Genomic DNA, 12049 nt, shown 5'->3' on the forward strand with positions numbered 1-12049 from the left:
CCGGATGCCAAGTACCCCTCCTGGGTGGTGAATCCGTGGGACGGCGTGTACATGGACGTCCTGGACTACCAGTGGGCCGTGGCCGTCGACTTCTGGAAGGAGATCGACGCGCTGGCCCGGGAGAACGACGTCCGGGTCGCCATCGAGATGCACCCGCACAACCTGGTGTTCTCGCCGGTGACTTTGAAGCGGCTGGTCGACGAGGGGGCTCTGACGAACGTCGGCGCCGAGATGGACCCCTCCCACCTGATGTGGCAGGGCATGGACGTCATCGCCTGCGTCAAGTGGCTGGGCCCGCTGGTGTTCCACGCCGCCGCCAAGGACGCGACACGTCATCGGTACTGCAACCGGGCCTGGCGCGGGACGGCGCCGAACCTGCCGGTGTGGAAGTCGCGGAACGCCTGCTCGATCTCGGCCCGGGTGTTCATGACCATTGGCCCGCCCATCGCGACGGGCTGTCGGATGGGTGGCCCACTGAATGTCAGGACCTTGGTGAGGGCGTCTCCGTCACCGGTCCGCAGCCCGATGACGGACAGGTGCGCGTCCGCGTCCGGCAGAGGATCGGACCAGGCCGTCTGCCGCGCGGTCACGTTGCGGCCGCCGATGCTCACGGCGCCGGCGAGCACGGTGAAGAACGCCCGGTCCTGGCCGGGCAGGACGTGATCGAGGCTTCGGCCGGGTTCCATGGTGATCACCGAGCCGGAGATCGGCCAATGGGTGAGTGCCGGGGCGGTCAGGCCGCCGGCGGCGCCGGAGATGAGGTCGATGTGGGCACCGTCGTGGTCGATGGTCGGCCGGCCGGTGGCAAGCAGGTCCTGGTAGCGGCTGTCGACCATCTTCTTGTCGGCCGGCAGGTTGACCCACAACTGCAGTATGTGTGCGCGTTCGTTGCGGAAGGCGAGCTCGCGGTGGATGATCCCGCGACCGGCGGTCATCCACTGGACGTCCCCGGCGGTCAGTGTGCCGCTGTTCCCGATGCTGTCGCCATGCTCCAACACCCCGTCCAGTACCAGCGTCACCGTCTCCAGGCCCCGGTGCGGGTGCCACTCGAAGCCGGGCTCCGAGAACAGGTCGTCGACCAGCACGAGGAAAGGGTCGGTCAGTTCCGGGGCCTGCGGAGAGAACATCAGGCTTTTGTCGTCGACCTGAGCGTCCGGGCCGAGATGCGTCCCGTCCTCGATCCGGGCGACGGTTCGGCGCGAGATCTGCTGCTGTGCCTGCATCATGTGCCTCCGCACAACCCGTGGCGTTGACGTGTGACCCAAGAGAAGCGCTTTGTGGGTGATGTGTCAACTGGTGAATGTCTCCGTGCGAGGTGACCCGGCGGAGGCGAGGACTCGGCGCTGGGCCGTGGAACACCTGCGGCTGTTCGTCGGCGAACTGCGGATGGCTGATGCGTCTTGCCTGTCGATCATGTCCGGAGTCGGCGTCCTGGCCGAGGGCGGCGTCGGCGGCGGAGGGATTGTCCGACGGCAGGTCCAGGGCCAGCTGCATGGTCACGAGTTGGTCGTCGCTGTTGAACCGTGCCGCTCGGATCCGGTCGGCCTCGCCGCTGGTGGTCCAGGAGGTGTCGAAGTGGAAGCGGCCGTACGCCCACCGCGCCCGCCCGGGCACGGCCATCAGTGCGTCGACCGCGGTGTCGGCTCGACCATGCCCAGGTAGTTGCCGGCGTAGACGTCCTCGGGGCGGAGGTGGGGGAGCAGGGCCTGCATCGCGCCGAAGTAGTCGTTCAGTGAGGGGCAACGGGAGGTACGGCGGGGGTGGTTGTCATGGCGGCACTCTTCTGGATCGACGGTCTGAGCAGATGTGGTCCGGTGCCCTGTGGAACAGGGGTGTCTCACTCTGGTCGATGGCCGCCTGACACCGCGCCGTCGACGGAGCCGCGCCGGGAGGGATGCGTGAAAGTCTCCGGGCCCGAGCACGGGGCGGCACCGGCGCCGGTGCCGCCCCGTGGTGTCGGTCCGGCCCTTACATCCCGGGGGTGGTCTCGTTGGGAACGGGGGTGTTGAGGAGTTGCATCTCCCAGGCGAACGCGACACCGGCGCCGCCGGAGTACCCCATGAGGGTCGCCAGGTCTTCGGGCGCGACGAGGTCCGTGCGGGCCCAGTCGCGCTGCAACTCGGCGAGGACGGCCATCCATGTGATCGGGGTGATGCCTGCCTGGACCATGCGGCGTACGGCCATGTCGTGGGCCTCGGCCGACACGCCTCCGGAGGCGTCGGTGACGACGTAGACGTCGTAGCCCTCGCCGGCCGCCTGCAGGGCGGGGAAGGCCACGCAGATTTCGGTGTACAGGCCGGCGATGATCAGCTTCTTGCGCCCGGTCGCCTTGACGGCGTCCACCACGCGCTGGTCCTCCCAGGAGTTGAGGGTCGTTCTGTTGATCGGCTTCTGGTCGGGGAAGACGTCCTGGAGGCCCTGGATGATGAGGCCGCCGCGCTCTTCCATGACGGTGGTCAGGATCGTCGGGACGCCGTATGCCTTGGCGGTCTTGGCCAGCCCGATGGAGTTGTTGACGATCATCGTCGGCTCGTGGCTGTGCAGGTTGGCGAACTGGAACGGCTGGTGGTCGATCAGCACCAGGACGCTCTCCTCGGGGGTCAACAGGGCGTCCAGGCCAGTCTTCGGGGACTCGCTCACGGGATCTCCTCCAGTGCGTCGAACGCGTAGGTACTTGGTACTTGGTGCGCCGCGTTCGGTTGATGTTTCAACTATTACGCATCATTGGTGATGCGTCAACTATCGGTTCAAGTTGGTTTGCGTGAAGGTAAGAACACGCTGGCTCACTCCACCCGAACAGCGCGCCTGGCGCGCCGTCGTCGGCGTCCATCAGGGGCTCCCTGGTGTATTGGCGCGTGCATTGTAGGACTGCGGGAACCTGTCCATCGCGGACTGCGTCGTCCTTGTGGCCCTCGCTGACGGACCCGACGGGCTGCACTTCCGGGACCTGGCCAGCACGGTGCAGTGGGAGCGGAGCCGCATGTCCCACCATCTTCGCCGCATGGCCAAACGCGGCCTGGTGACCCGGGAGGAATGCCCCAAGGATGGGCGGGGTGTCCACGTGGTCGTCACCCCTGGTGGCCGTGCGGCCATCGAGACGGCCGCCCCCCGGCGCGTTGCCACCGTGCGCCGGCTGGTCATCGACCCCCTCAGCCTCGAAGAACTCGACATGCTCACCGTGCTTTGTGAGCGCATCCTGGGCCGGCTGGAGGCGGATCGTCCCTGATGTCGTAACGCACCGGCCAGCCGCCCCGGGTGGGGCGTTGAGTGGGTGATTGGCGCATCAATAGTTGATCTGTCATATTACTCTGGGTTCACGGTGATTCCCGCCATGCCCTCCCACTATCGCCGCCGCGGCGGTGTTCACGCGGCCTCCGCCGCTCCCGGTGAGACGGTTCAGACCCCCGCAGGCGCGAACGCGTTGCGGCCGGGTCCGACCGACGATCCCGGTTTACGAGTACGGCTACGAGGTCACGCTCGGCCCGAGCGGCCTGTCCAGCGCGTCGCTGTCGGGTCCGATGAACGGCATACGCCTGAAGGTGGCACTTCCCGACGGGAAGGGCGTCATCGGCAGTGCCTCCACTCGCGTTGACCCGCGTGCGGGCATTCACCCGATCCTGGTGGTCGGCAAGCGCACGGCCACGCGCTTTCCATCGCAACCGCATGGCGGGGCGCTCAGGCGGCAGCCGTGCTGGAGGTACGTCTCGCCACACAGGGCCCCCGCACCATTGTCCACGCGGGATATGTCACACCGCGATCACCTCCTGTCATTTACTAGGACGTCCTAGTATCTCTGAGGTCACCGTCCCCCTGCCCCGTCCGGGAAGGCCCCCATGCCTGAACTGCATCGCCCCGTGCACCCCGTTCGCCTGGTCACCGCTTCGGCCCTGTTCGACGGGCATGACGCGTCGATCAACATCATGCGGCGGATATTTCAGTCCCAGGGTGCCGAGGTGATCCATCTGGGGCACAACCGGTCGGTGCAGGAGGTCGTGGACGCGACACTGGAGGAGGACGCGCACGGCGTGGCCGTGTCGTCGTACCAGGGCGGGCACGTGGAGTACTTCGAGTACCTGGTCGAGTCGCTGCGTGCGCAGGGCGCGGACCACGTCCGCGTCGTCGGCGGCGGGGGCGGTGTCATCGTGCCCGAGGAGATCGCCCGGCTGCGGGGGAGTGGCGTGACGATCTTCTCCCCGGAGGACGGTCAGCGGTTGGGCCTGGCCGGGATGGTCAACTCGGTGGTGAAGGACTGCGACTTCGACCTGTGGGACGGCAAGCCGGCGGATGCCTCCGCTGTCCTCGCGGGCGACCGGTTCGCCGTCGCCCGCGCCATCACCGGTGCCGAACTGGGCAAGCTGGCGCCGGACTTCATGGAGCGGCTGCGTACCTCGGCGGCGACGCGGCCCGTGCCGGTGCTGGGCATCACCGGTACCGGCGGTTCTGGAAAGTCGTCCCTCACCGACGAGTTGGTGCGCCGTTTGCGGGTGGACCAGCAGGACAAGTTGCGGATCGCGGTGATCGCGGTCGACCCGACCCGGCGCAGGGGCGGTGGCGCGCTGCTCGGTGACCGGATCCGGATGAACTCCCTCGACGGCAACCGGGTGTTCTTCCGCAGCCTGGCCACCCGTGGCAGCCGCGAGCTCCCCGAGCACCTGTCCGACGTGATCGACGTCGTGAAGGCCGCCGGGTTCGACCTGGTGATCGTGGAGACGCCGGGTATCGGGCAGGGCGACGCGGCGATCGTGCCGTTCGTCGACACGTCGCTGTATGTGATGACGCCGGAGTTCGGTGCCGCCTCGCAGCTGGAGAAGATCGACATGCTCGACTTCGCCGATGTGGTGGCGATCAACAAGTTCGAGCGGCGCGGTGCCAAGGACGCCATGCGCGATGTGGCCCGCCAACTGGTCCGTAATCGTGAGGCGTTCGACAAGCGGCCCGAGGACATGCCGGTGTACGGCACCTCGGCGGCCACCTTCAACGACGACGGTGTCACCGCCCTCTACCAGCACCTGAAGTCGTCCCTCGCCGAGCAGGTGCTCCAGCTGTCCGAGGGCGCGCTGGCGCCCGTCGACGTACGCCACTCCTCCGGCATCCGCCAGGTCGTCCCGGCGGACCGGGTGCGCTATCTCGCCGAGATCACCGACACCGTCCGCGACTACCACACCGACACCGACCAGCTCTCCGAGGCGGCCCGGCGTGTGCAGCGTCTGGAAGCCGTACGGGACGAACTCGCCGAGGCCGGCTCCGACGCCCAGAACGTCGAGTCGTTGCTCGACGACGCCCGCAGGCAGCTCCCGCACGGGGTCGGTGAGCAGATCCAGAAGTGGCCCGCGATCGTGGCCTCCTATTCCGGCGACGAGCAGGTGGTGAAGGTCCGGGACAAGGAGATCCGCACCAAGCTGACCCGCGAGTCCCTCTCCGGGAACCGCATCCCGCGGGTCGCCCTGCCCCGCTTCACCGACCACGGAGAGCTGGTCCGGTTCTGGCGCCGTGAGAATCTGCCGGGCCACTTCCCTTTCACCGCCGGAGTGTTCCCCTTCAAGCGGGACGGCGAGGACCCGGCGCGGATGTTCGCGGGGGAGGGCGACCCGTTCCGCACCAACCGGCGTTTCAAGCTGCTCTCCCAGGGGCAGCCCGCCACCCGGCTGTCCACGGCCTTCGACTCCGTCACCCTCTACGGCCGCGACCCGGACGAACGCCCCGACATCTACGGCAAGGTCGGCACCTCCGGCGTGTCGGTGGCCACCCTGGAGGACATGAAAGCGCTCTACGACGGCTTCGACCTGGTCGCGCCCACCACCTCGGTGTCGATGACGATCAACGGGCCCGCGCCGACGATCCTGGCGTTCTTCCTCAACACCGCGATGGACCAGCAGCTCGAGAAGTTCCGGGCCGCCGAGGGCCGTGACCCGTCGCCCGAGGAGGCGGCGGAGCTGCGGGCGCACGCGCTGGCCAACGTCCGCGGCACGGTGCAGGCCGACATCCTCAAGGAGGACCAGGGCCAGAACACCTGCCTGTTCTCCACCGAGTTCTCCTTGCGAATGATGGCCGACATCCAGGAGTGGTTCATCGCCCAGAAGGTCCGCAACTTCTACTCGGTGTCCATCTCCGGCTACCACATCGCCGAGGCCGGCGCGAACCCCATCAGCCAGCTCGCCTTCACCCTCGCCAATGGCTTCACCTACGTGGAGGCCTACCTCGCCCGGGGCATGCGCATAGACGACTTCGCGCCCAACCTGTCGTTCTTCTTCTCCAACGGCATGGACCCCGAGTACTCCGTCCTCGGCCGGGTCGCCCGCCGCATCTGGGCCATCGCGATGCGGGACCGCTACGGGGCGAATGAGCGCAGCCAGAAACTGAAGTACCACGTGCAGACCTCCGGACGCTCCCTGCACGCCCAGGAGATGGACTTCAACGACATCCGCACCACCCTGCAAGCCCTCATCGCCATCTACGACAACTGCAACAGCCTGCACACCAACGCCTACGACGAGGCCGTCACCACCCCCACCGAGGACTCCGTCCGCCGAGCCCTCGCCATCCAGCTGATCATCAACCGGGAGTGGGGCCTGGCGATGAACGAGAACCCCCTGCAGGGGTCATTCATCATCGACGAACTCACCGACCTCGTCGAAGAGGCCGTCCTCCAGGAGTTCGAGCGGATCAGCGAGCGCGGTGGTGTGCTCGGCGCCATGGAGACCGGGTACCAGCGCGGCCGCATCCAGGACGAGTCGATGCTCTACGAGCAGCGCAAGCACGACGGAACGCTGCCCCTCATCGGCGTCAACACCTTCCGCAACCCGCACGCCGACACCACCGAACCCGGCCCCATCGAACTCGCCCGCGCCACCGAGCAGGAGAAGCAGTCCCAGCTGGGGCGCGTACGCACCTACCAGACCGGCCACCGGGACGAGGCGCACACCGCCCTCGCCGCCCTCAGGGAAGCGGCGATGGAAGGCCGCAACGTCTTCGCCGTACTCATGGACGCCGCCCGCGTCTGCTCGCTTCAGCAGATCACCGACGCCTTCTTCGAAGTCGGCGGCCAGTACCGCCGCAACGTCTGACCTCACCCACCGGCAGCCACGCCCGCATTCCCGCACAGATAGGACCTCAAGTGGAACCCATCACCCGTCTCGGCGTCGTCGGCTGTGGCCTCATGGGCTCCGGCATCGCCGAAGTCGCCGCCCGCCACGGCCTCGGCGTCCGCGTCGCCGAAGCCACCCCCGACGCCGTAGCGGCAGGCCGCCGCCGTATCACCGCCTCCCTCGACCGAGGCGTGCGGCGCGGCAAGCTCACCGAGGAGCAGCGGGACCAGACCCTGGCCAGGATCTCCTTCACCCACGATCTCAGCGAGATGGCCGACCGCCAGTTCGTCGTCGAGGCCGTCGCCGAGAACCGCGACATCAAGACCGACGTGCTGCGCGCCCTGGACAAGGCGGTTGAGGACTCCGAGGCCGTCCTGGCCACCAACACGTCCTCCATCCCCATAGTCGACCTCGCCGTCGCCACCGAGCGACCCGGTCGGGTCATCGGCATGCACTTCTTCAATCCTGTCCCCGTGCAGCGGCTGGTCGAGGTCATCCCCGCGCTCATCACCTCGCCCGCCACCGTGCAGCGCACCCGTGAATTCGCCGAGCTACTGGGTAAACAGGCCATCCAGGCGCCCGACCGCTCCGGCTTCGTCGTCAACGCGCTCCTCGTGCCCTACCTGCTCAGCGCGGTCCGCATGGTGGAGTCCGGCGCCGCACGCCCCGACGACATCGACCAGGGCATGGAACTCGGCTGCGCCCACCCCATGGGCCCGCTCCGCCTGCTCGACCTCATCGGCCTCGACACCGCCCAGGCGGTGGCCGAGTCCATGTACGAGGAGTTCAAGGAGCCCCTGTACGCACCACCCGCCCTGCTGCGCCGCATGGTCGCCGCCGGCCACCTCGGCCGCAAGAACGGACGCGGCTTCTACACCTATGACGCCTGAGCGCAGAGGTGAGATGTTTTGACCGGCTCGGCTGATCACTGATAGCCACCCAGCGGTTTCGACACGCGTAGGAGGCGTCGTGGCATTGTCCCTCGCTGTGTTTGCAGTGAGGGGCGCCAGACCTCGCTCATTCTGCTGTTGGTGGGATCACGGGGCCGCCCGCGGTCCTGGCCGGTGACACGCTGGCCTACGTCAACGGCGTCTGCCTGCTCGTCGATGGCGGCCTGTCGGCGCGGTGCCGGCGAGGTCGAGAAGGCCGGTGGCGTCGCCCCGCCCAGGAGAGTGCTGACGACGACAGTCCACTCCTGCGTCCCGGAACCGATGAGCCGCAGTTGCTCACAGGGGAGCAGGAGTCGGTCCTCGCAGGCAAGGACGACCAGTTGTGCGCGCACTCCCAGGTGCTGCCGGCGCTGATATCACCGGTCGAGAGCCGGGCGCCAACACCTACCCCACCACCGGACATCGCACCAGCACACGAGCGGCTGCGGTGCAGGTCCATCCCCTCGGTCTGTGATCCGTCACAGGCCGTCGTCGGTCTCACGTCCGCGTCGGTCCCCGAGGGCGTCATTCCTCGCAGGCGCTGGCATCCCCGGTCTTGATCCGGTGCAGCAGGCGCCGCAGCTCCGTCAGCTCCCGCTCCTCGATGCCGGCGAACAGCTCTGCCTCGGCCGCGCCTACGGCGCGGTCGGCCCGGACGACCAGTGCGGTCCCGCGGTCGGAGATCTCGACGACATGGCGGCGTCGGTCGGCGGGATCGCGACGTCGGGCCACCAGCCCGTTGTTCTCGAGGCCGTTGAGTACCGTGACCAGCACACTGGGGTCGACTTTCAGTTCCTCCAACAACGCCTGCTGGCTCAAGCGCTCGCGTTCGGCCAGCAGCCCCAGCACATGGGCGTGACTGAACTTGAGCCCCAATTCGGCCAGCGCCTGCCGGAGTTCCGTCTCGGCGATCCGGCCCAAGCGGGCCAGGACGAAGCTGACGCGGTTGGTGATCACGAGGCGATTCTATCAACTGTCACCGATGACAGGAATGATTCGATCGTTGGTAATGTTCAACGATCTAGTGATTCCCACGATCGAGCCCGCAAGGAACAGGGGGCGGTTCTCATGACCGACTACGGTCACGACCTGCGCTTCGGATCATTCCTCACACCTCAGAACCAGGATCCCCAGCGAGTGGTGGACCTGGCAGTGCACTCCGAACAGGTGGGACTGGACCTGGTGACCTTCCAGGACCACCCCTACCAACCAGCCTTCCTCGACACCTGGACGCTGATCAGCTGGGTCGCCGCCCGTACCGAGCGTGTCCACCTGTCCGGGAACGTCACCAACCTGCCCCTGCGCCAGCCCGCGGTCCTGGCCCGCTCGGTGGCCGGTCTCGACCTGCTGTCGGGCGGCCGGATCGACCTCGGTCTGGGCGCGGGCGGCTTCTGGGACGCCATCGAGGCGATGGGCGGGCGGAAGCTGACACCGGGCGAGAGTGTCCAGGCGCTTAGCGAGGCCATCGACGTCATCCGCGGCATCTGGGCGGTCGACGAGCGCGGCGCCCTGCGGATCGACGGCGCGTACTACAAGGTCAAAGGCGCCAAGCGAGGCCCGGCACCCGCCCATGACGTGCCGATCTGGCTGGGCGCCTACAAGCCCCGCATGCTCCGGCTGATCGGCGAGAAGGCCGACGGCTGGCTGCCCAGTCTGGGCTATCTGTCCTCGCCGACCCTGAGCGAGGGCAACGAGATCATCGACGAGTCGGCCGCACGGCACGGCCGCGACCCGCGCGAGATCCGCCGTCTGCTCAACATCCAGGGAGACTTCGGCACTTCGGGCGACTTCATCAAGGGTCCGGCCGAGCAGTGGGTGGAACAGCTCCTCCCCTTCGTCCTGGAGGACGGCATCGGCACCTTCATCCTCGCCTCCGACGACCCCGTGACGCTCCAGACCTTCGCCGAGGAGGTCGCTCCCGCCCTGCGCGAGCAGGCCGCCGCCGAACGCGAGTCCGTCGGCACGCCGACCGGCGGCGTCCGCCCGGCCGCCGCCCTGGCCAAGCGCCGCGACGGCATCGACTACGACGGCCTGCCCGCGGACTTAGCGGACCGAGCAGTGGAGCCGGGAGACCGCGAGTACCACAAGGTCCGTTCCACATACGTGTGGTCCGGCTCGCCGGGACTGGTATTGCGCCCCACCACACCGCGGCAGGTCTCCGAGGCGCTTGGCTACGCCCGAGCCCAGCACGTGCCGATCGCGGTCCGCAGCGGCGGACACGGGATCAGCAGCGCCTCCACCAACGACGGCGGCATCGTCCTCGACCTCGGCGCCCTCGACGGCATCGAGCTCATCGACCGTGAGCGGCGCCTGGTGCGCGTCGGACCCGGCGCTCGCTGGGGCGAGGTGGCCGCCGCGCTTGCCCCGCACGGTCTCGCGATCAGCTCCGGCGACTACGCCGGCGTGGGCGTCGGCGGACTGGCCACCGCCGGCGGCCAGGGCTTCCTCGGCCGCTCCTACGGCCTCACCATCGACCACCTCAAGGGCGCGGACATCGTCCTGGCCGACGGCTCTCTGGTGCGCGCGGACGCCGAGCACCACCCCGACCTGTTCTGGGCCCTGCGCGGCGCCGGCGCCAACATGGGCATCGTCACCTCGTTCGACATCGAGGCCACCGAGCTCGGCGATGTCGCCTTCGCCCAGATCCTGCACGACGCCACCGACACCGCGGGCTTCCTCCAAACGTGGGGCAAGGTGGTGGAGGACAGCCCCCGCGAGCTGACCGCGTTCCTCATCGTCGTCCATCAGGGAGGCCGGCGCATCGCCCAGACGTACGCCGTCTGGGCCGGCGACGACACCGAACGGGCGGCCCGGGCGCTGGAGCGCCTCCTGCCCATCGCCCCGGTCCTGCAGCAGAGCGCGCAACTCGTCCCGTACGCGGCGGTCATGGCACCGACGCACGACCAGCACGACGGCCAGTCCCTGATGCGCAGCCGCAGCGCACTGGTGGACCACATCGACGCCGACACTGCCGCCCTGGTGACAGGCCTGTTCGACCGCAGGGACACCAGCTACTTCCAGATCCGCGCAGTGGGCGGAGCCATCAACGATGTGCCGGCCGACGCCACCGCCTACGCCCACCGCACGCAGAACTTCTCCCTGTCCGTCCTGGTCCGCCAGGGCCACGAGCAACAGGCGGCCGAGGAATGGGAGAAGGTCCCGGCGACCGGCCTCTATCTCAGCTTCGAGACCCATGACCACGCTGCCGCCCTGACCAAGGCGTTCCCGCCGGTCACCCTGGCGCGGCTGCGCCAGGTGAAGAGCGCCTACGATCCGCAAAACGTCTTCCGCGACAACTTCCCCATCAATCCGACGACGACATGACCCCGGGAGCGGATACCTTCCGGCCGCCCGACGCAGGCAGGCTGATCCAGCCGACATAGGTCCCGGCGGGCCCGCGAAGCACGGCGCGACCTCGAGCCACTGCCGCGCGATGTCACCGTGCGACACCAGTGAGGTGTCTCGGTGGGTTCTCCGCTGAGAAACGACCAGTGTGAACTCGTGCAGTCGCCTTTGAGCTGTGCATATGCGGTTCGGATGGAGCCGCACGTGAGCGGCTTCGTACCGCTGTTGACCGCGGTTGTCCGCTATGACGGGCACGCCATGGGCGCGGCGACATCGAAGGCGACGTGCCGTCGCGGTTGCAGAAGTGGTTGACCTGTCGCAGAAGGCTGATGTGTCATCTTCCAAGTAAAAACTTCCCGCACATCGCGATGTACGGAGCCTGTCTCGCCGTACTTGATGACGCCGGAGTTCTGGAGGGTGACCGTGGTTTGCTGCGGGCGTGAGCCGACGTCGACGTCGTGATCCACGAGGAACCTCTCGGCCGAGTCGAAGGTGGGCCGTACGGCCGCCGGGCCGTCGGTGCGGAAGGTGAGGGATGGCCTGCTCGAGGTAGTGGCTGACCGTCAACTTGCCCCTGCATGCGCTGGGGCGGCTAGGGCGCTTCTGATGTCTCTTGTTGGGGTGGGTGGATCAGTGCTGGGGCCGGGCAGGCGCGTCTTATGGTGCGGCGACACGAACTGACCGACGCGC

7 protein-coding genes and 1 pseudogene are annotated in these 12049 nt (G+C 68.1%); 5 read left to right on the forward strand and 3 right to left on the reverse strand.

Annotated features, from left to right (window positions below):
- Positions 1 to 51: 51 nt before the first annotated feature.
- A pseudogene (locus tag OP79_RS53250) lies at positions 52 to 279 on the forward strand (sugar phosphate isomerase/epimerase family protein); the annotation flags it as partial.
- Between the two features lie 53 nt (positions 280 to 332).
- On the opposite strand, the gene OP79_RS46800 reads toward OP79_RS53250, so the two are convergent.
- Together OP79_RS46800 and OP79_RS46805 are read right to left on the reverse strand one after the other, a co-directional pair.
- Positions 333 to 1226 (reverse strand): pirin family protein, encoded by an 894-nt coding sequence (locus OP79_RS46800; protein WP_245685711.1) that lies wholly within the window; start codon positions 1224 to 1226, stop codon positions 333 to 335.
- Positions 1227 to 1968: 742 nt separating this feature from the next.
- A complete protein-coding gene (locus OP79_RS46805; RefSeq protein WP_033329318.1) occupies positions 1969 to 2640 on the reverse strand; it encodes a hydrolase in 672 nt (223 codons plus the stop codon).
- A 244-nt stretch (positions 2641 to 2884) separates the two neighbouring features.
- On the opposite strand from OP79_RS46805, the gene OP79_RS50155 reads away from it, so the two are divergent.
- The 3 genes from OP79_RS50155 (at position 2885) to OP79_RS46820 (ending at position 7975) form a co-directional block, all read left to right on the forward strand.
- Positions 2885 to 3226: a MarR family winged helix-turn-helix transcriptional regulator gene (locus OP79_RS50155; protein ID WP_281194457.1), complete on the forward strand. Its 342-nt coding sequence runs from the start codon at positions 2885 to 2887 to the stop codon at positions 3224 to 3226.
- A gap of 607 nt (positions 3227 to 3833) precedes the next feature.
- On the forward strand, positions 3834 to 7064 hold the full coding sequence (icmF, locus tag OP79_RS46815) for a fused isobutyryl-CoA mutase/GTPase IcmF (protein ID WP_033329319.1): 3231 nt from the start codon (positions 3834 to 3836) through the stop codon (positions 7062 to 7064).
- 50 nt (positions 7065 to 7114) lie between these two features.
- Entirely contained in the window at positions 7115 to 7975 is an 861-nt protein-coding gene (locus OP79_RS46820; protein ID WP_033329320.1) for a 3-hydroxybutyryl-CoA dehydrogenase, read from the forward strand.
- 564 nt (positions 7976 to 8539) lie between these two features.
- On the opposite strand, the gene OP79_RS46825 is transcribed toward OP79_RS46820, so the two are convergent.
- Complete coding sequence (locus OP79_RS46825; RefSeq protein ID WP_033329321.1) at positions 8540 to 8971, reverse strand: MarR family winged helix-turn-helix transcriptional regulator; 432 nt, start codon at positions 8969 to 8971, stop codon at positions 8540 to 8542.
- Between the two features lie 111 nt (positions 8972 to 9082).
- Here OP79_RS46825 and OP79_RS46830 point away from each other — a divergent pair, with 111 nt between their 5' ends.
- Positions 9083 to 11338, forward strand: a complete 2256-nt coding sequence (locus OP79_RS46830) for an LLM class flavin-dependent oxidoreductase (RefSeq protein ID WP_033329322.1) — start codon at positions 9083 to 9085, stop codon at positions 11336 to 11338.
- The last annotated feature ends 711 nt before the right edge of the window (positions 11339 to 12049 follow it).

The sequence above is a fragment of the Streptomyces yerevanensis genome (assembly GCF_000716805.1).
GTDB lineage: Bacteria > Actinomycetota > Actinomycetes > Streptomycetales > Streptomycetaceae > Streptomyces > Streptomyces flaveus.

Coding starts and splice junctions, on each gene's coding strand:
- OP79_RS46800 (WP_245685711.1), bottom strand. CDS start 1,226: ATGATGCAGGCACAGCAGCAGATCTCGCGCCGAACCGTCGCCCGGATC.
- icmF (WP_033329319.1), top strand. CDS start 3,834: ATGCCTGAACTGCATCGCCCCGTGCACCCCGTTCGCCTGGTCACCGCT.
- OP79_RS46830 (WP_033329322.1), top strand. CDS start 9,083: ATGACCGACTACGGTCACGACCTGCGCTTCGGATCATTCCTCACACCT.